The organism is Devosia sp. RR2S18 (assembly GCF_030177755.1).
In the GTDB taxonomy this organism is placed as follows: Bacteria; Pseudomonadota; Alphaproteobacteria; order Rhizobiales; family Devosiaceae; genus Devosia; species Devosia rhizosphaerae.
In genome coordinates, this window is record NZ_CP126539.1 from 3,779,252 (window position 1) to 3,797,371 (window position 18,120).

Annotated in this window: 18 protein-coding genes and 1 other annotated feature; of the genes, 8 read left to right on the forward strand and 10 right to left on the reverse strand. The window is 61.3% G+C overall.

Features of this window, described 5'->3' with window-relative positions; all coding sequences use genetic code 11:
* The first annotated feature begins 67 nt into the window (after positions 1–67).
* Positions 68–1,105 carry an aldo/keto reductase gene (locus QOV41_RS18740; RefSeq protein ID WP_284578448.1) on the forward strand — a complete coding sequence of 346 codons (1,038 nt, stop codon included), beginning with the start codon at positions 68–70 and terminating at the stop codon, positions 1,103–1,105.
* A 58-nt stretch (positions 1,106–1,163) separates the two neighbouring features.
* Here QOV41_RS18740 and QOV41_RS18745 read toward each other — a convergent pair whose 3' ends face one another.
* The 6 genes from QOV41_RS18745 to QOV41_RS18770 all read right to left on the reverse strand — a co-directional run bounded on the left by QOV41_RS18745 (position 1,164) and on the right by QOV41_RS18770 (position 6,090).
* Complete coding sequence (locus tag QOV41_RS18745; protein WP_284578449.1) at positions 1,164–2,084, reverse strand: CsgG/HfaB family protein; 921 nt, start codon at positions 2,082–2,084, stop codon at positions 1,164–1,166.
* Positions 2,078–2,431 (reverse strand): hypothetical protein, encoded by a 354-nt coding sequence (locus QOV41_RS18750; protein WP_284578451.1) that lies wholly within the window; start codon positions 2,429–2,431, stop codon positions 2,078–2,080. The genes QOV41_RS18745 and QOV41_RS18750 overlap by 7 nt, the downstream gene beginning before the upstream one ends.
* A gap of 92 nt (positions 2,432–2,523) precedes the next feature.
* Positions 2,524–2,964, reverse strand: coding sequence for a hypothetical protein (locus tag QOV41_RS18755; RefSeq protein WP_284578452.1), 441 nt, complete (start codon positions 2,962–2,964; stop codon positions 2,524–2,526).
* 143 nt (positions 2,965–3,107) lie between these two features.
* Positions 3,108–4,151 (reverse strand): hypothetical protein, encoded by a 1,044-nt coding sequence (locus QOV41_RS18760; RefSeq protein ID WP_284578454.1) that lies wholly within the window; start codon positions 4,149–4,151, stop codon positions 3,108–3,110.
* Positions 4,152–4,223: 72 nt separating this feature from the next.
* The gene (locus QOV41_RS18765) at positions 4,224–4,829 is read right to left on the reverse strand and encodes a hypothetical protein (RefSeq protein WP_284578456.1); all 606 of its coding nucleotides are present in this window, start codon (positions 4,827–4,829) and stop codon (positions 4,224–4,226) included.
* Positions 4,830–4,858: 29 nt separating this feature from the next.
* Positions 4,859–6,090 (reverse strand): IS3 family transposase gene (locus QOV41_RS18770; protein WP_284578458.1). Its coding sequence is split into 2 segments (ribosomal slippage): positions 4,859–5,796 and positions 5,796–6,090, totalling 1,233 coding nucleotides; the frame shifts between segments, so codons are not numbered across the junction.
* Positions 5,690–5,806, reverse strand: a sequence feature (AL1L pseudoknot). (Overlaps the previous gene by 117 nt.)
* A gap of 197 nt (positions 6,091–6,287) precedes the next feature.
* Between QOV41_RS18770 and QOV41_RS18775 the strand changes: the two genes are divergently transcribed.
* Entirely contained in the window at positions 6,288–7,226 is a 939-nt protein-coding gene (locus QOV41_RS18775) for an IS110 family RNA-guided transposase (protein ID WP_284578459.1), read from the forward strand.
* Here QOV41_RS18775 and QOV41_RS18780 read toward each other — a convergent pair.
* Together QOV41_RS18780 and QOV41_RS18785 are read right to left on the reverse strand one after the other, a co-directional pair.
* A complete protein-coding gene (locus QOV41_RS18780; protein WP_284578460.1) occupies positions 7,199–7,708 on the reverse strand; it encodes a hypothetical protein in 510 nt (169 codons plus the stop codon). The two genes, QOV41_RS18775 and QOV41_RS18780, sit on opposite strands and share 28 nt — an antisense overlap.
* Positions 7,709–8,423: 715 nt before the next feature.
* On the reverse strand, positions 8,424–9,335 hold the full coding sequence (locus tag QOV41_RS18785) for a LysR substrate-binding domain-containing protein (RefSeq protein ID WP_284578462.1): 912 nt from the start codon (positions 9,333–9,335) through the stop codon (positions 8,424–8,426).
* Positions 9,336–9,722: 387 nt separating this feature from the next.
* Between QOV41_RS18785 and QOV41_RS18790 the strand changes: the two genes are divergently transcribed.
* The gene (locus tag QOV41_RS18790) at positions 9,723–10,178 is read left to right on the forward strand and encodes a hypothetical protein (protein ID WP_284578464.1); all 456 of its coding nucleotides are present in this window, start codon (positions 9,723–9,725) and stop codon (positions 10,176–10,178) included.
* Positions 10,179–10,181: 3 nt separating this feature from the next.
* Here QOV41_RS18790 and QOV41_RS18795 read toward each other — a convergent pair whose 3' ends face one another.
* Positions 10,182–11,150 (reverse strand): extensin-like domain-containing protein, encoded by a 969-nt coding sequence (locus QOV41_RS18795; RefSeq protein ID WP_284578465.1) that lies wholly within the window; start codon positions 11,148–11,150, stop codon positions 10,182–10,184.
* A 102-nt stretch (positions 11,151–11,252) separates the two neighbouring features.
* Here QOV41_RS18795 and lepA point away from each other — a divergent pair, with 102 nt between their 5' ends.
* Positions 11,253–13,058: a translation elongation factor 4 gene (gene lepA / locus QOV41_RS18800; RefSeq protein WP_284578466.1), complete on the forward strand. Its 1,806-nt coding sequence runs from the start codon at positions 11,253–11,255 to the stop codon at positions 13,056–13,058.
* A 569-nt stretch (positions 13,059–13,627) separates the two neighbouring features.
* Positions 13,628–14,194, forward strand: coding sequence for a hypothetical protein (locus QOV41_RS18805; RefSeq protein WP_284581376.1), 567 nt, complete (start codon positions 13,628–13,630; stop codon positions 14,192–14,194).
* Here the strand turns inward: QOV41_RS18805 and QOV41_RS18810 are convergent.
* Positions 14,166–15,368 carry an IS256 family transposase gene (locus QOV41_RS18810; protein ID WP_284577339.1) on the reverse strand — a complete coding sequence of 401 codons (1,203 nt, stop codon included), beginning with the start codon at positions 15,366–15,368 and terminating at the stop codon, positions 14,166–14,168. The two genes, QOV41_RS18805 and QOV41_RS18810, sit on opposite strands and share 29 nt — an antisense overlap.
* A gap of 375 nt (positions 15,369–15,743) precedes the next feature.
* Between QOV41_RS18810 and QOV41_RS18815 the strand changes: the two genes are divergently transcribed.
* The 3 genes from QOV41_RS18815 to QOV41_RS18825 all read left to right on the forward strand — a co-directional run bounded on the left by QOV41_RS18815 (position 15,744) and on the right by QOV41_RS18825 (position 17,526).
* Positions 15,744–16,433, forward strand: coding sequence for a hypothetical protein (locus QOV41_RS18815; RefSeq protein ID WP_284578468.1), 690 nt, complete (start codon positions 15,744–15,746; stop codon positions 16,431–16,433).
* A gap of 189 nt (positions 16,434–16,622) precedes the next feature.
* Positions 16,623–16,877: a hypothetical protein gene (locus tag QOV41_RS18820; RefSeq protein ID WP_284578469.1), complete on the forward strand. Its 255-nt coding sequence runs from the start codon at positions 16,623–16,625 to the stop codon at positions 16,875–16,877.
* Positions 16,878–16,956: 79 nt separating this feature from the next.
* Complete coding sequence (locus QOV41_RS18825; RefSeq protein ID WP_284578471.1) at positions 16,957–17,526, forward strand: hypothetical protein; 570 nt, start codon at positions 16,957–16,959, stop codon at positions 17,524–17,526.
* Positions 17,527–18,120 lie beyond the last annotated feature (594 nt).

The following is an 18,120-nucleotide window of genomic DNA, read 5'->3' on the forward strand; positions in this document are numbered from 1 at the left end:
GGCCTGCTCTTACCACTGCATGGCCGCAGCGTCACGGCCATCCAAATCGCAAAATCGGGAGCGAGAAATGACCTATCGGGCCGATACGGCACGCTATGACACCATGCAATACCGCCACTCGGGACGCTCGGGCCTCAAGCTGCCGGTCATCAGCCTGGGGCTCTGGCAGAATTTCGGTGGCACGCGCGACTATCCTAGTGCCATGGAGATCCTGGGCTATGCCTTCGACAATGGCATCACCCATTTCGACCTGGCGAACAATTACGGGCCTCCGGCCGGCTCCTCCGAGGAGCTTTTCGGACAGGTGATGGCGCGCGACTTCCGCCCCTATCGGGACGAACTCATCATTTCCACCAAGGCAGGCTACAATATGTGGCCCGGCCCCTATGGCGAGTTCGGCTCCCGCAAATATCTCATCGCCAGCCTCGACCAGAGCCTGCAGCGCATGGGGCTCGACTATGTCGATATCTTTTACTCCCACCGCTACGATCCCAATACGCCGCTGGAGGAAACCATGGGCGCGCTGGCGCAGACCGTGCGGCAGGGCAAGGCGCTCTATGTGGGCATCTCCAGCTACCCGGAAGCCGAGACGCGCGAGGCCTACCGGCTCCTCAAGGAGATGGGCGTCGCTACGACCATTCACCAACCGAGCTATTCGGTACTTAACCGCTGGATCGAGAATGACGGCACTATTGACGCTTGTGGCGAACTGGGCATCGGCGTCATCGCCTTCTCGCCGTTGGCGCAAGGCGTGCTGTCGGGCAAGTATAATGGGGGCACCAAGGAAGGCACGCGTGGCGACAATCCCAATGGCTCGCTCCGCTCTAGCCATATCGAGCCGCGCGTGCTCGACGCCGTAGATAAGCTCGGCGCCATCGCCCGGGCCCGCGGCCAGTCCATGGTGCAGCTGGCGCTCTCCTGGGTACTGCGGCGGCCGGAAATGACCTCGGCGCTTATCGGCGTACGGACGCTCGACCAGCTCAAGGACAATCTCGGCGTGCTCAACAATCTCGAGCTCTCGCCCGAGGATATCGCTGACATCGACGAGGCCACCAAGGGCGGCCAGATGGAACTGCACCCCAGCCCCAAGGGCTGGCTGCGCTAAGCGCAAAGAAAAGCCGCTGCGTCGCGCAACGCAGCGGCACACAACCTCTCTGGCCTGCCTATTTGATCGCCAGCGCCGGCGGGGGTGGCGGCACCGGAGCCACCACGGCGGGGCCGACCGAAACGGTCTTGGCAACCGCTTCAGCCCGGATTTCTTGGGTGGCCTGCGGGAGGTATTTGTCGCAACTGCCCTTGTGGCGCACCAGTGAGCTCACGATGTCGTAGGCCGCTTCCGCCATCAGCCAGCGCACGCCGGCATGCAGGCCCTCTTGCGATTTGTCGCCGATCTTGGTGTCGAACAGTTCGCTGGAGAAGAACCGGAACACCGAGGCATAGACCTCATGGCCCACCGCCTGCTTGGAATAGGATCCGGCGCGCACGATCCGGGTACTCTCGGTATTGGTAACGCGCAGATCGGCGGCCGCGGTTAGCGCAAAAGCCCGTGCGCCGCCGCCAATGCCGCCCACCAGCACTTCCCCGCCCCCCGAATAGGTATTGAAGTCGAGCTGGGTTATCGCCCCGTCGATCACATAATCGGAGCCGCGGATGGAGCCCTTGGTGATGGGCCGCAAATCCACCGTCTGGTTGCCCACGGTCTGGGGCGCGCCATCGCCCAGGATCTGCTCGCGGGCGCGCGCCAGCTCCCATTCGGTGACCACCGTGTTGCTCCTGTTGACCTGGGCCATCCCCGCCTTCTGCAAGGCGGTGATGAGCATGGCCGCAACATCGCGCGGCACGAAGCCCCCTTCGTCGCTGTTGAACTTGTTGGTCTGGTCGGTGATCGTATGCACCGCCAGCACGATGCCCGAATTGCGTACCTCGGGAGTCTTGCTGAGGCAGACAAGCGCATCATCTGCCGGCGTGGCGGTGGCCAGCGGCACGGGACCATGAAACTGCGCCTTGGGCCGGCTCATCTGGCTGAACGTGGTGCAGCCGGTCAGTGCGACGACCAGCACCGCAGTGCCGAGAAGCTTTAGCATCCGTACATCCCCCCGGTGATGTTGAAACTAGTGTCGCTGCAATCGGAGGTCTGCGTCTGTGCTCCGTTGTTGGTCTGAGTGATGGTGATGTTGTTGTTCGAGCCGCTGACGGTGATCGCGCTTTGATTGCCCGTCTGCCCCGTGCCGCCGCCCAGCCCCGCTGCGCTGCCCGAACTGCCGAGCAGGCCGTAGAGCTCGAGCCGGGTGCGTTCGACGGTGAGGTTCACCTGGCGCTGGCTATCGGTCCGGAATTGGTAAGGCCGGGCCTCGCCCAAGCCGTTGGCCAGGGCCGCCGAACTGCATATGAGGCCGGCGGCAAGGCCCACCCCCGCAAGCAATGCTCTCATGATGTCGCGTCTCCTCGTGCGCGCTGTAGGCAGATGATGATTGTGTGGAAGGCAAATGGCTGGTTTCCGGGTAGCGCTGGTTGGGCGATACGCTAGAATTCGAGGCAATGTTCGGAGCTGCACCAGGCGGCGCTGCTGATCTCGGGCGGTTCAGGCCAATCCTCGGGCTTGCGCTCGGCATAGATCCGCACCTGCGCGCCGTAGTTTGTGTAGGCGGCCTGCAGCTTGTCCCGACACAGCACGGCTGCCTGCGAACCAACAAAGCGGTTGAGGCTCGCCTGCGTCTCGGCGTCGACCAGTTCGGGCAGCGTCTGCTTGAGCGTGCTGAAGAACTCCGGCACGGCGGCGGTACGCTGGCCGGGAGAATTGGCAACGAAGGGATCGCAGGTGACGGCGGCCCCGCGCAAAGCGATCATGGAGGAGAGGAACGGGGAAGGATCAAACGCGGCCCCTTCTTCTTCCTGCGCAAGACCCGCGCTCGAACAGCAGAGCGGCGCCAACAAAGCTACCGTCGTCAGAAGTGTGCGCATCATACCCGCCCCCAGATTTGCCTCCTGGACTGTATAGATGACGCCGACCGTAGCAATATATTTACTGCAACACTCTTAAAATAAGTATGCGCCTACGCAGTAATTATAAGTACTGTTACGTATATTGCGGAAAAGGCAAATCAGCATCAGCGTACAACACTAACCGAGTTGCCGGTCTGACCCGAGCTGCCATTGCCTCCCGACTGCTGCTGCGGGTAGTCGGCCGTCTGCGACAGCTCGATGTCGGCATTGTCGTTGCCGCCAGTGGGGGGCGACAGCACAATCATGTTGACCACATCGTTGGAGCTTTGAGTGTAGTTCGGCCCGCTGACCAACTGCCCGCTGGGCCCAATGATCTCGTTGACGACCAGTTGTACGCCGGTCGACTCCTGGCTGATGGTGCCGATGCGGCTCGACTGCACATAATTGGCCACGTTGGTGCCGGTCTGGGTAATGGGGCCACCGCCCAATTCCCCCAGCACTACGGTGTTGCGGACGATCTGGTCGCCCGCAAACACGCGCTCGACGCTCTCCACCGTATCGGACACCATCATGTTGCCGAAATTGGTGCCGTGCTGCTCGATAAAGGCTGCAACGCTGGCGCTCGCAGCCACTTCCAGGCGGTTCTCCACCAACTGGACAGCACCCCGCACAATGTCCTGGTTGGCGGTACCGATGGAATACTCTGCGATGGCCATATTGGCGGTGTTGGTGCCGATCTGGCTGATCGAACCATAAAGAATGCCAAGTTCAGCCTCGTTGAAGATCAATTGCCGCGCGTCGGCGCCAAGCAATTGATCGGCGAGGTTGATGGTCCGCCCGGTGATCGTGCCGGCGAGGTTGTCGCCGGTCTGGACAGTGTCCGCATGAATGTTGACCTGCCCCAGCGCAATTGAATTGGTGATTTTCTGTGTTCCATTGAACCGCTGGCGCACCGTGTTGAGGTCGCCCCCTGATGACACCGAATTAACGAGGTTGGACCCGCTCTGGGAAAGCGAACCGAGCGCGGCGGGGTCCAGCATGGTCTGCATGAACTCGTCAGTCAGCGCCTCGAGCGTCCTGCGGCTGAGGGTGTTCTCGACCACCTGAAAGCCGGTGGCGTCCTGGCGGTACTCGGCTAGCGGCGCGTTTTGAGCCAGCGCCGCGCCACATCCTGCAAGTGTCAGCGTCGCAACAGCAAGCGTGCGCATGGACCTGCCCCTTTCGTCATCCTGCCGCATGAAGAAGAGACTGCGCCCCGCAGGGCGCAGTCATGCGCGTGATTAGTCGTCGTTCGAGGGGACGCTGATCGAGTTGGCAACGTTGGTTGCCGACTGGATCGCGTTGTTGACGTCGCCCATGGTCGAGATCAGGTTGGTTGAAACCTGAGCTGCATAAGCGTCCTGGTTGACTTCCCAACCACCATAGCAGTTGCAGAAGAACGAGGGGTCGATCGTCTCGACGGTGACGTTGTTGAGAACGTTAGTCGCGGACTGGCCGAGATCGTAGATATTGCCGTAGAAGCTCGCCGAGTTGGTCGCCGTCTGCGGGTTGTAGTGAGCATCCTGCGTGATGGCCATGGTCAAGTGCTCGATGTTGACCAGGTTCGCTGCGTTGACCGCGGCCTGAGTACGGGTAGCCGCATCATCACCCGTGGCTGCCCAGTCGACGGAAGCGCCGACATCGGTGTCATAGCCACCCCACCCACCCGAGATGGTGTTCGAAGCGGACTGGGCGGTCTGGGAGGTCTGCTCGATTGTCCGGGACGTGCCTGCCGTGAGGGTGTTCACCACGTTGGTTGCGGCCTGCTCCAGATTGGTGAAGGTGCTCTGGTAGTCACCCGTGATGTTATTAAGTGCGTCCTGTTGGCCGAACGACTTGAACCGCACCGGGAAATCCGGAGGCTGTTTGGTTTGAGTTATGCGGCCATGGCCGGTTGTTCCAGTGCGCCGTAGAAGTTTGCCTCAGCTTCGGCTGGCGGGATGTTGCCTATGGGCTCCAGCAGTCGTCGGTGATTGAACCAGTCGACCCATTCGAGGGTGGCGAACTCGACGGCTTCGATGTTCCGCCAGGGCCCGCTCCGATGAATTACCTCGGCCTTGTAAAGACCGTTGATGCTCTCGGCTAAGGCATTGTCGTAACTGTCGCCAACGCTGCCCACAGACGGTTCGATGCCGGCTTCGGCCAGGCGCTCGGTGTAGCGAATACTGACGTATTGCGACCCGCGATCCGAATGATGAACCAGACCCCCGCGATGCATGGGGCGGCGGTCGTGGATCGCTTGCTCGAGAGCGTCTAGAACGAAGCTGGCATGGGCGGTGCGGCTGACCCGCCAGCCCACGATATAGCGGGCATAGACGTCGATCACGAAAGCCACATAGGCGAACCCGGCCCAGGTCGCCACATAGGTAAAATCTGAGACCCAGAGCCTGTTGGGCGCAGGGGCATGGAACTGGCGATTGACGTGATCGAGTGGGCAAGGCGCCGCCTTGTCGCTGATCGTGGTGCGCACCGGCTTGCCCCGTATCACGCCCTGCAGTCCCAGATCGCGCATCAGGCGCGCGACACTGCACCGCGCAATATCAAAGCCTTCCCGCTGCATCTGGCGCCAGACCTTGCGCACGCCGTAGACGCCGAAGTTCTCGGCAAACACACGCATGATCTCAGGCTTGAGCACCTCATCGCGCTTGGATCGGGAAGACCGCCGGCAAGGATCACAACGCTGGGCAACGCGTTCGTGGTAGCTCGATGGGGCGATCGGCAGAACTCTGCAGATCGGCTCGACCCCATAAGCATCCCGGTGCTCATCAATGAAGGCAATCATCGCTTGAACGGGCGGTCGAGCTCCGCCTGGGCGAAATATGCGGAGGCTTTGCGCAGGATCTCATTGGCCTGCCGCAGCTCCCGGTTCTCCCGCTCCAGAGACTTCAACCGCTCGGCCATATCCGTGGTCACACCAGCGCGCCGGCCGCTGTCGATCTCGGCCTTCTTCAGCCACTCATTGAGGGTATGGGCCGAGCAGCCGATCTTCTCGGCAACCGATACGACGGCCGCCCAGCGGGATGGGTAATCCCCGCCATGCTCCTGCACCGTGCGCACTGCTCGGGCGCGAACCTCAACTGAAAACTTGTTCGTGGTCTTGCTTGTCATGCTCCATCCTACTCAGGAGTTGGAGCCTCCTGTCTTTGCGAGATCGATTATTATGGATGGTGCGGGTGGCATCCCGCGAGCCTCCGGGGCCATTGATCAAGCCCGTTTGCCGGCAAGGGAGCCACCCGATTTTCGCGTTCATCCTGAACAGTTGATTGGGGCTGTTGCGCAGACCCCGCAGTACAGGAACAGGAGACATGATGGACCATATTTACATCGGCGTTGATGCCGCCAAGGCTTGGCTCGACATCTATCATCCAGCTCATGGTGCCCGGCGTATCGAGAACACTCCAGCCGGAATCCGGAGCTTTGCCAGTGCTGTTGCGCGCGAGGGAGCATGGGTCATCTTTGAGGCTAGCGGCGGTTACGATCGAGCGCTGCGCGACGGGCTTGAGGCGGGTAAATCCAGCTTCAGTCGAGTCAATCCTCGCCAAGCGCGTGACTTCGCCAGAGCCATGGGAGTGATTGGCAAGACCGACCGCGTTGATGCCAGGATGCTCGCGACCTTTGGACAGAAGCTGCAGCCGGCTCAGACACCCCCGATCTCGGCAGCTAGGCAAGTGCTGCTCGCGCAGATCATCCGGCGCCGTCAATTAGTTGAAATGCGAAAGCAGGAGGCGACCCGTCTCCAGCAAACGACAGACAGCGATTCCAGATCCGATATGAAAAGCCTGATCCTGGTTCTGGAACGGCGAATTGCAAAGGTCGAGGCCAGGATCGCCGAGATCATCCAATCGTCGCCCGAAATAGCGGAAACGGACCGCATGCTTCAATCAGTGCCTGGCGTAGGTATGATCGTTTCCGCAACCTTGATGGCCGAGCTGCCGGAAATCGGCACGACGGATCGCCGAAAGATCGCGGCATTAGCCGGTCTCGCTCCGATCGCCCGTGACAGTGGACAGCGGCAGGGTAAGCGGGTCGTCGGCGGCGGAAGGGCAACCGTCAGAACAGTCCTGTATCTTGCTGCCTTGCATGCCTCAAGGCATTCGACAACGTTCAAAGCCTTCCGGCGAAAGTTACAGGACGCAGGGAAACCAGTGAAAGCCGCACTGACGGCGACCGCCAGAAAGCTGCTCAGCGTCTTGAACAGTATGGTTGCGGACGGCGCCTACTTCCGGGAAATCCTGGCTACCTGAATACAGTTGCCGGCAAACCCGGCGCGGTTCAGATTCTGAACAACAGCCGTTACCAAATCGCCCGAGATGGAGTTTACAACGTTGGTTGCCGACTGGGTGGCATTGTCAATGTCAGTCGTGAACAGAATGCCCAGGTTTCCTCCATCGATGGTGTTCAAAGCATACTGATACAGATCAGCAAACTGAGAAGCATTTGCGAGAGACATTGCATCGTCGACCTCGCCGACATTGACCAGATTGCCGGCATTGACGGCTTCCTGAACAAGGTCATTGGCATCATCGAAATTGACGATGTTGTTGATAGCCTTCTGCATGCCAAGCAAGTGCTGGTAGAAGTCAGAGTTGTCGGTGCAGAGGCTGGTCCCGCATAGATTGAAGGTGGCGTAGGCAGGGACGACGCCGATCGTGCCAGCGGCAAGAATTGTGGTCAAGAGGACCGATGGCGCTACGAGCCTAGAAGCCTTGGACGTGATCTTCTTCATAGTCATTCTCCAGTTTGATTTCCCTTGGTTGAATAAAGCTGCGCTTCCGGAGGCCCCGTTTGCCCAGTCAGCAGACGAGCGGGACGGTTGAGCGCAACGACGACTTGCGATCTCACTCTGATTTCTGGCCGCACAAATCCGGCATCGTTCAAGTTGAACAATGTAAATCGCGGCACGCTCTTAGTATTATGAGATCACACACAGCAGCCGATCATGGGAAGGCGGCACGCGGCCTGACCTTCTGTTCATGTCAGCGTCTGATCCGGTGACGACCCTGAACTCTCCAGAAATCCAAACGTTATCGCCCACAACCCGCACATAGCGATGCGCTGTGACTAGGGATTTCCGATGCTTGTGCGAGTTAGCAGGGTCAAAACGCCTTAGCGGCGCGAAACTTTCTGCATTGTGAGCCCCTCTTCCCTCTGGGAGGTGAATACTGCCTCTTCAGTGCCCAAACACTGCCACAATGCGTCTGACGAGTCTATATAGGGGTTAATAACAGCTTAATTCTTGGGTTAATACATCAGTGACCGAACACACCCTCAAGGACTCTACTTACAACAGAGTCTTGACGAATCATCATCTTATCCGCTCACAACATCTGCACGTACGCACAATATGGGCAAACACGTATTTCATTTCACTTGTACTTGAACTTACTGAGCGGCTCACCATGTTTCTGTCCAGAAATCGCCATGGCCTAGCGGTGAGAGCGCTAAGGCCGAGACTGATGCACATAGCCCTGGGCAGAGGCGGGCACTTCCAGCGCCAGCCACTCGCGGAACAATCTGGTCTTGCGCGGTTCGCGTCGCCCCTTGGCGGTGGCAAGCCAATAGCCGTTCGGTCCTTCGACGGGGTGCTCGAATGGGCGAACCAATCGGCCGTCGCTAACCGCATCGGCGCTCATCATGTCGACGGCCATCAACACGCCTTGCTCGCTGATTGCGGCATCAAAGGCTAATGACGGATCGGAGTAGGTGGGACCAACCAGTTCCACATCCTCTGGCACCCCCAGCGCCCGCCGCCACAAGCGCCAGTCGAGCATGGTCGTCTCGTCCCGGATCACCGGCACCTGCGCAAGATCCTGGAGGCTCTCTATCCGCCGGGCCACGGGTGGCGCACATACCGGCTGGAAAGAACGCCCGCCGATGAGGCTGGTCGTCACTCCGGGCCATTGCCCCGCCCCGAAGCGGATGCCGCAGTCGATGTCAGGGCGGCTCAAATCCAGCATGTGACCGGTTACGGTCAGTCGGACCTCGATCTCGGGATGAAGCGCCGTGAACTTGTTGATCCGCCAGATCAGCCAGCGCGACGCAAAGACACTGCCAACGGTAAGATTGAACACACCCTCGTCGCTGCCCTTGAGCGTGCCGATGCCGTCCTGCAGCGCCGCAAAGCCGGCGGTCAGTTGCGGCAATGCAGTTTTGAGCGCTGCGGTAGGGCGCAAGCCGGCAGGCGTGCGCTCGAACAATTCCATGCCCAGCCGCTCTTCCGCGCGTCGCAGGTGCTGGCTGACCGCACCGATGGTGACGCCCAGTTCCTCGGCCGCCGGCAACAACGCTCCGCGGCGCGCGACGATCTCGATCGCCCGCAAGGCATTGAGCGGTATGGGGAAGGGGTTTGCCATATAGATTTTCTATAGCGCAGCAGTGACCTTGTCCATTGCTGCGCCACACGATTGGCCTCAGATATTGAGCATTCCTCCAATTTGCTTCGAAAAGGAGACCACAAAATGTCTATCATGAAGCGGCTTCTTCGGCGCCTTGCCGCCTGGGCAGGACCGCACCAGCCTTCTCGGCCGGACCCCGACACCATGGCTTTCCGGCAGTGGACAGACCTGCCGACCCACCACCCCCTCTGCAAGAGCCCGAGAAACCCTGTGGCATGATTGCCGCACTACTACACCCTGGCGGTGGAGCGATGCACCTGCCGCCGTGCTGAGGCCATAATCAGGGACTTGAACGGAGCCAAATCCGCTTGGCGCCGTTTCGCGCCTCCTAGCCCAGGAGTTCCCATGATCCGCCTTTTTGCAGCTTTGGCCGTCGCCGCCGCCCCCATTGCCGTTTTCGCGCAGGACGCTGCCCCCACAGAAGCGGCAGCGCCGCAGATCGAAATCGATCCGACGGCCGTCACCAACGCGACCTCGCCACAGGCCAACCTCCTGACCGGGCTCTATGCCACGCTGGCAACCATCGAAATCTGCGCGGAGGAGGTCGACGCGACTGTCCGCGACGGCATGGTGATTGACCAGCGGCGGCTCGAGCGGGCGCTCAGCATGGATGAGGCGGCGGGCGACGCAGCCTATGCCGAGATCAAGGCCGACGTCGAAACCACCAGCCCCGATTGCACCGCCGGCAGTGCCGACCTCGCCAGCGTCGATGCGGTGACCTCGATTTACGCCCAGCAGGCCAGCGCTACGCCAGCCGCAACCGCTCCCGCTGCAGCACCGGCCGAGACGCCGGCGCAGTAAGCGTCATTCGCAGAGCTGAGCGGTGCAGGCCGCGCCATGGCAGCCGAGATCAAGGTGGAAGTGATCCTCGTGTTCCTCATTGGCCTCGGGGCCGAGCGTGGTGGAGAAGGCAGAACAGGCCGCGCCATGGGCCAGGCGCAGCATGCGGCCTTCTGGCTGGGCCGCCGGTAGCCAGTCGTCCTGGACGCTGATGGTGGTGCCGTCCTCGAGCGTAAAGCCCACCACGTCGATGGCGTTGGCGAAGGAGTGCTCGGAGGCGAAATTTGTGGCGCCGCCAACCCGCGCGCGGCACATATAGCTCGTGCCGGTCACCACTTCGGCCAAGGGGCTGTTGAACATCGCCTTGGCGTAGCCATCAATGGTGGCCACCCACTCCGGCAGGGCCGTGGCCATGGCGCAATTGGTGGTAATGGGGCTTGAGAGCGGCACCATGCGCCCGCCGCTGGCGACCGCGGTGATCTCGAGGGGCGACTGGGTGCCGCAAGCGCCTTCGCTGATCGGCTCGAGCAGCCGCCCTTCCACCTGCCCGCTCAGCATGGCCGGGCATGCCACTTGATAGATGCGCTCGGGCGGGACCTCGGTTTCGGGCACCACCTCGTGCGGCAGCTCGGCGTCGGCTTCCATCTCTGCGCCGTCGGCCTCGATCTCCGCCGCGCTGGCGTCGTCATCCTCGGCGGGCGCATCGTCCTCTATGTCCGCATCAACCTCTGCCTCGTCTTCCGCTGCTGGCGCGTCGGCAGCCTCTGGGCGTGGCCGCGGCAGGGGTGCCGCTTCGTCCGCTTCCGCTTCTGCAGCTTCCGCTTCCGCGTCCTCCGCAGCCTCCGGCTCCGACGACGCCTCGCGGTCGGCCGGGCGGTCGCGCGGCAAGACCTGTTCCACAGCATCGGTCATCGTATCCAGCACGTCCTGGCTCAAGACGGGGCTCACAAGGGCGGTGCTGGCGGCGAAAAGGGCAAGGCTCAATCTCATCATGCTGGCGCAACGCTGCTCCCCCGCCTCGCGTTGCCGAAAACCGGGCTTAACGAAGGAGAAACCATCTTTGCGGGGCCTGTGGGGGATGCTATCAGCGCGCCCATGACAACGCCCCTCTCCCGCATCCGCAATTTTTCCATCGTCGCCCATATCGACCATGGCAAATCCACCCTCGCCGACCGCCTGATCCAGCTGACGGGCGGCCTGGAGCTGCGCGAGATGAAGGAGCAGGTGCTCGATTCCATGGATATCGAGCGCGAGCGCGGCATCACCATCAAGGCGCAGACCGTGCGCCTCAATTATCATGCCGAAGATGGCGAGGATTACATCCTCAATCTCATCGACACGCCCGGACACGTCGACTTCGCCTACGAAGTCTCCCGCTCCATGGCCGCCGTAGAGGGCTCGCTTTTGGTGGTCGACGCCTCCCAGGGCGTCGAGGCGCAGACGCTGGCCAATGTCTATCATGCGCTCGACGCCAACCATGAGATCGTCCCGGTCCTCAACAAGGTCGACCTGCCCGCCGCCGACATTCCGCGCGTCAAGACGCAGATCGAGGACGTGATCGGCATCGACGCGTCCGAGGCGGTCGAGATCTCGGCCAAGACCGGCCTCAACATCGACAAGGTGCTCGAGGCCATCGTCACGCGCCTGCCCGCGCCTCAGGGTGACATCAACGCGCCGCTCAAGGCGCTGCTGGTCGACAGCTGGTACGACACCTATCTGGGCGTCGTCGTCCTTGTCCGCATTATCGATGGGGTGATGAAAAAGGGCCAGAAAATCCGCATGATGGCCTCCGGCGCCGTCTATGAGCTCGACCGCGTCGCCGTCACCACGCCCAAGCTGGTCGAAGTCAAGGAGCTGGGCCCGGGGGAACTGGGCGTCTTCACCGCGTCGATCAAGGAAGTGGCCGATACCAATGTCGGCGACACCATCACCGAGGACAAAAAGCCCACGGCCAACGCCCTCCCCGGTTTCAGGCCCGCGCAACCGGTCGTATTCTGTGGGCTCTTTCCGGTCGATGCCTCCGATTTCGATGAACTGCGCGCCGCCATGGGCAAGCTGCGCCTCAACGATGCGAGCTTCAGCTTCGAGATGGAAACCTCGGCCGCGCTGGGCTTTGGCTTCCGCTGCGGCTTTTTGGGCCTCCTCCACCTCGAAATCATCCAGGAGCGGCTCTCACGCGAGTTCGATCTCGATCTCATCGCCACCGCCCCTTCGGTGGTCTACGAGATCCTGCTCACCGATGGCGAGACCATCCACCTCCATAACCCGGCCGATCTGCCCGACGTGATGAAGATCGAGGAGATCCGCGAGCCCTGGATCAAGGCGACCATCCTCACGCCCGACGATTATCTCGGCGCCATCCTCAAGCTCTGCCAGGACCGGCGCGGCATCCAGCGCAACCTCTCCTATGTCGGCCAGCGCGCCATGGTGGAGTACGACCTGCCGCTCAACGAGGTGGTGTTCGATTTCTATGATCGGCTGAAGTCGATCTCCAAGGGCTATGCCAGTTTCGACTACCAGCTCGCCGAGCACCGCGAGGGCGATCTGGTCAAGCTCTCGATCCTGGTCAATGCCGAGCCGGTCGACGCGCTCTCCATGCTGGTGCACCGCTCGGTGGCCGAGTCACGCGGCCGCATCATGTGCGAAAAGCTCAAGGAGCTGATCCCGCCGCACCTCTTCGTCATTCCCATCCAGGCGGCCATTGGCGGCAAGATCATCGCCCGCGAAACCGTGCGCGCCATGCGCAAGGACGTGACGGCCAAGTGCTATGGCGGCGACGCCACCCGCAAGCGCAAGCTTCTGGAAAAGCAGAAGAAGGGCAAGGCCAAGATGCGCCAATACGGCAATGTGGAGATCCCGCAGGAAGCGTTCATCAAAGCGCTGAAGATGGGCGACGACTAGGCGAGGAGGCGTTCGGGGCTGGCCACCGCGCACCGTATCCCCTGCACGCCGCACGATCCACCATGCTCCGAGCACTCACCGTTCTCCGTACTCCACGCACCCATCGTACTCCGCACACCCACTGCGCTCCACGCTCCCGCCGTGTTCCGAACACCCACCGCGTCTCACCCCAGGCTTGAGCTGGGAGCTTAAACAAACTTGCTTTCTTGAGAAGTCCGTCCACCCCTATGATGCAACGACCTGCTTCCATTGGTGGCCAGGTGCGCTGAAATCGTTGGCTAACCGCCTCACCGTGAGCCCAGCAAAGTTCTCTGCCTTTGCGCTAGGGAGGTCATGAGCTAAGACAACTCGGTGAGCTGATGAGAGGGAAGCATGGCGGGCACTGCAGTAGTGAACTTGGATGCCCTAATTCGCCGTGCTGACCTGGCCGCCAGGGGCGAAGAAGGCGAAGACATAACATCTCTATCCGTCACAGGTTTGGAGCCTAAAGGCTTTCTTTATCCAGCTTTGCGGAAGCCAGATTCCAACGTGAGACTGCCAACTGGAGCCCCGATCAGGTTGCGGACTTAATCGGCACGTTTGTTAGACGAGATCTTATTCCTGCGGTGATCCTTTGGCGTGCCGGTCAGAGTGTGTTCGTTATCGACGGCGCTCACCGCCTCAGCGCTCTAATTGCGTGGGTTCATGACGACTACGGAGACGGCATGGTATCTCGAACTTACTTTCACAATTTCATTCCGGACGAGCAGCGCCTGGCCGCTACAAGAACTAGGGACTCGGTAGAGGCGGCTGTTGGGTCTTACCAAGATCATAAGATGGCGATTGATTATCCGAATAACGCCAGAGCTGACATCGCGGAGCGAGCTCAGCGCATCGGCTGGCAGGAAATCCAAGCGCAGTGGATTAGGAATGCCGATCACGACAAAGCAGAAAAGTCGTTCTTTCGCATCAATCAGGGTGGCACCAAGATCGATCCTGTCGAACAACGGATTCTGAAGGCAAGAAGCTCTTCGACAGCTTTGGCGACGCGGGCGGTTTTAGATCGTGTCCTTCGGCGTGGTGTAACTGAGGCAGGGCCTCCACGCATATCCGGCTTGGCCGGGTTGGTCAGCGTGCGGGGACTGCCGGCAGGCTGACGAGGGGATCATCGCTCAAATGGGCAACGGATTCCAGCGACATGTATCTGGCGCGCTGCACAGCCCACTCATCGTTTTGCTCGAGCAGGATGGCGCCCACGAGCCGGACGATGGCATCCTCGTTGGGGAAGATGCCCACCACCTCGGTCCGGCGCTTCACCTCGCCATTGACCCGTTCTATCGGGTTGTTCGAGTGAAGCTTGGCCCGATGCTCCTTGGGGAAGCTCATATAGGCGAGGACGTCGTGCTCGGCCTCATCCATGATGGTGGCGAGCTTGGGCACGCGAGTGCGGATCTGGTCGGCAACGGCGCGCCATTGGATACTTGCGGCCTCAGGGGTCTCCTGGGCGAAGGCTGTAGCGATAAAGGCGCTGGCCACCCGGCGACCGCTCTTGCCAGCATGAGCAAGGACGTTGCGCATGAAGTGAACCCGGCAGCGTTGCCAGGTTGCACAAAGGACCTTGGTGACAGCCGCCTTGATGCCTTCATGAGCATCGGAGATGACCAGCTTCACGCCTCGTAGGCCGCGGCGGGTCAGCTTGCGCAGGAACTCGGTCCAGATCGCCTCGGCTTCCGAGGTGCCGATCTCCATGCCCAGCACCTCGCGTCTACCATCGGCGTTGACGCCGATAGCCATGATGGCAGCCACCGAGACAATGCGGCCACCCCGGCGCACCTTGAGGTAGGTGGCGTCGATCCACAGATAGGGCCAATCGCCCTCGATCGGTCGGTCCAGGAACGCTTTAACCTTACCGTCGATCTCCTCGCATAGCCGGCTCACCTGGCTTTTGGAGATGCCGCTCATGCCCATGGCCTTGACCAGGTCATCTACCGAGCGGGTGGAAATGCCTTGGATGTAGGCTTCTTGGATCACTGCCGTCAGCGCCTTCTCCGCCATCCGGCGCGGCTCAAGAAAGCCAGGGAAGTAGCTGCCCTTGCGCAGCTTGGGGATGCGCAGCTCGACTGTGCCGGCTCGTGTCTCCCAGTCCCGTTCGCGGTAGCCATTGCGCTGGACCCGCCGCTCAGTGCTCTTCTCGCCATAAGCGGCGCCGGTGGCAGCGCTAACCTCCAGCTCCATCAACCGTTCAGCAGCAAAGCCAATCATCTCGCGCAGAATATCGGCGTCGGGGGTCTTCTCTACCAGCGTGCGCAGGTTCATCATCGAGTCGGTCATCGGTGGTCCTTCAGGTGCAGGGTTGGGGTAAGCAACCAGACCTTACCGGAAATCCGTCGATGACCACCCAGCCGCTCGCTCGCTACGGCGCTCGTAATGGCGCGCTCGCGAGCGGCTTGACCAGCTCAGTTACACCACGTCCCGGGACACGACCCGGTTTTACACGGCGGCACTGGAAACAACTACTGGAATCGTTACTCAAAGGACCGGCAAGAGAATATCAGCCACTTAGGTCGGGAGATAAATACGCTTCTTTTTGAACCGGTTCTTAGCGCACCGATCAAAACGCTCGATTTGCCTCTTGGCGGGCCCGGCTATGGTCCAAGAGCCCTTCCATTTGTCTTTGACCTAATCAATCTCATCAACCGCATTCAAGTGGCTGACGCACGCAACAGAAGGGTCGTTAAGGATGAATTTCCTGCCGACGAAACAGGCGAGCAGACCGTCACCTTCCTGCTGGAGGCCCGACGAGTTTTGAGAAGACTGTGCTCGAACCATGCATCATCTTTAGGCCTGCACCCTGCTTTGTACTTTTACTCTCGCAGCGGAGTCTTTCAGTCAGGAGCCGTATTAGCTTTTGTTGAACTTTTTCGCGAATGGCAGACCAGTGACTTCATGGACTTCACTCACATCCGCTCCAAGTTTGAGGAGTTCCTCCTGGCGAACAGGGGGATCACCGAAGCTGTTCGGCGCCTTGGAAGTGGAAGCAGAAGTAGGCCGAGGATATTGGCGCTCTACCGCCGAGTGATAGGCGACCTGCAGAACGGCAAGTCCCCCCACGAAATTGGTGATGCACTTGCTAAAGATCGTGCCTTCGACTTTCTGATTTCCAATCCTGAGGAACTTTTTGATCCCGGAAACGGATCATTCACGAGGGAAGTAAAAGGAGCCGCTTTTCTGCACGGAGCCCTCCCAGCCGCACCGAAGTGTCCGACCTGCGACGGCTTGTTGCACCGCAACGGAATGCAAGTAGGCCACATAACGGCTAAGCGGGATGGCGGCTCTGCGTTCGTTAGTAACTCTCAAATGCAGCACCCCTTCTGCAATAGCACTGCTGCAAACTAGACGTTTGACGCCTACCGAAAATAACTGCACGCAATGCGAACTAGCTCTTGATGAAGCCCGCCCGCCACACATATTGGCGGCGGAGATTTTGGTGCCGCTGTGCGCTAGAAATCTGAGATCGCGTCGACACCATCCCATAAATGGAACGCCGCGCCACCCTCCTGCGTCTAAGGCCATCAAGGACGCGCCATGACAGCACAATTTCATCGCCTCTATCCCCATCAACGCCATCCGCGGGACGCCGTGATCGTCACCGTGCGGCGGGCGATGGGGCGCATGGTGGCCGATGTGGGTGCGGTGGAGGTGATCGCCGATTTTCCCCGGCCGGTGCCCAGGGCGCTCGAGGCCGCCGAGACGCTGCGCACCGAAATGGGGCTCAACCGCATCATGGTCATCGTCGAGGATGGTGAGTGGCAGCCTCATTGGGGCACGCTGCTCGACTAGGCTTTTCCCCGGTTCTCTCGCTTATCCCCGCCCGTCGGCGGGGCGTATCCTGGCGCGATGTCGCCCGCGAGGAGAACCCATGCCCACCACCATCCGCGTCACCGATGCCCTGGCCCAGCGCCACGAGGCGCTGTGGCTCAAACTCACCGCCCTTCTGGCCCAGGGCCGGGACATCGCCATCAAAAAGCCCGAGGCGCCGGTCGCCGACGAGGCGCGGATCATCGCCGAGGGGCTGCTGCATGATTGCGCGCTGTTTGCGCCCAAGGGCCGGCGCGAGAGCCTGCCGGTCGCCGCCCGCCAATGGGGGGCGCTCGCCGCCCAGCTGGGCCAGGCGCAGGCGGTGCTTGATGCCTACCAGGCGCTCTGGACCGGCTGGGACGAGAGCAGCAATTATCGCGTGTGGCTCACCAAGACACGGCTGAAACCGGTGCAGCGGCTGCTGCCGCAAAAGCAGTTTCCCGAGCAGGGCCGCAACAGCATCGCTGAATTGCGCCGCCTCCTCGCCCAGCGCATCGACCGCGCCGCCCGCGGCCATTTCTATCGCGGCTACGAAGCGGGGAAAGCCGCAGCCCTGCGTGCCGTGGCCGCACAGGTGCCGGTGCCCCATCCCCGCGAACACGAGAACTGGCCGCGGATCCGGCAGTTTTGACGTTACCCCCACCCGGCCTCCCCCTCGGAGGGGGAGGAGCAGAGGGGCTCCGTGCCAGACCAGAGTGGAGCCGTCCCCCCCTCCCAGGGGGAGGCAAGGTGGGGGTACTCCGAGGTTTTCCTTGGCCAACAGAGCTCCCCCTTGCGCGAGGATGCCAGGGTGTGGGTGGCAGCCAGGGGATGACGAGGGCTCCAGCACCCCCACCCAGCCTCCCCCTCACGAGGGGGAGGAGAAGAGGGCTCCGTGCGAGTAACCGAGTGGAGCGATCCCTCCCCCTCCCAGGGGGAGGCTAGGTGGGGGTTTCTACCCCATCACCCAATCTATCCACCTATCCATCTTATGCCCCTCCCCAAAACCTCAGCTACACTCCCTCCATTCCCCCGCAGGAGCGGCGCTGCAGCGACCAGACAGGCGGGTGGAACCACGGGACTTCGGGGAGATCGCCCCCGGAGTGGGTCCGAGCGGTGTTGGTCGGATATACGCCTCTCCCTGCCTGTTTTGGGGAGACGCAACACCAGCTGGTCCGGCAAATCCCGGCTAACCCCGAGGCGAAGTCGTCTCACCTACTACCAATCCCAAGAGGTGGTTTCGCCT

Bases quoted from the DNA above. Each gene is read 5' to 3' on its own strand.
- QOV41_RS18750 (WP_284578451.1), bottom strand. From the start codon at position 2,431: ATGAGAGCATTGCTTGCGGGGGTGGGCCTTGCCGCCGGCCTCATATGC.
- lepA (WP_284578466.1), top strand. From the start codon at position 11,253: ATGACAACGCCCCTCTCCCGCATCCGCAATTTTTCCATCGTCGCCCAT.
- QOV41_RS18740 (WP_284578448.1), top strand. From the start codon at position 68: ATGACCTATCGGGCCGATACGGCACGCTATGACACCATGCAATACCGC.
- QOV41_RS18825 (WP_284578471.1), top strand. From the start codon at position 16,957: ATGCCCACCACCATCCGCGTCACCGATGCCCTGGCCCAGCGCCACGAG.
- QOV41_RS18820 (WP_284578469.1), top strand. From the start codon at position 16,623: ATGACAGCACAATTTCATCGCCTCTATCCCCATCAACGCCATCCGCGG.
- QOV41_RS18780 (WP_284578460.1), bottom strand. From the start codon at position 7,708: ATGAAGAAGATCACGTCCAAGGCTTCTAGGCTCGTAGCGCCATCGGTC.
- QOV41_RS18760 (WP_284578454.1), bottom strand. From the start codon at position 4,151: ATGCGCACGCTTGCTGTTGCGACGCTGACACTTGCAGGATGTGGCGCG.
- QOV41_RS18775 (WP_284578459.1), top strand. From the start codon at position 6,288: ATGATGGACCATATTTACATCGGCGTTGATGCCGCCAAGGCTTGGCTC.
- QOV41_RS18755 (WP_284578452.1), bottom strand. From the start codon at position 2,964: ATGATGCGCACACTTCTGACGACGGTAGCTTTGTTGGCGCCGCTCTGC.
- QOV41_RS18745 (WP_284578449.1), bottom strand. From the start codon at position 2,084: ATGCTAAAGCTTCTCGGCACTGCGGTGCTGGTCGTCGCACTGACCGGC.
- QOV41_RS18785 (WP_284578462.1), bottom strand. From the start codon at position 9,335: ATGGCAAACCCCTTCCCCATACCGCTCAATGCCTTGCGGGCGATCGAG.
- QOV41_RS18795 (WP_284578465.1), bottom strand. From the start codon at position 11,150: ATGATGAGATTGAGCCTTGCCCTTTTCGCCGCCAGCACCGCCCTTGTG.
- QOV41_RS18790 (WP_284578464.1), top strand. From the start codon at position 9,723: ATGATCCGCCTTTTTGCAGCTTTGGCCGTCGCCGCCGCCCCCATTGCC.
- QOV41_RS18810 (WP_284577339.1), bottom strand. From the start codon at position 15,368: ATGACCGACTCGATGATGAACCTGCGCACGCTGGTAGAGAAGACCCCC.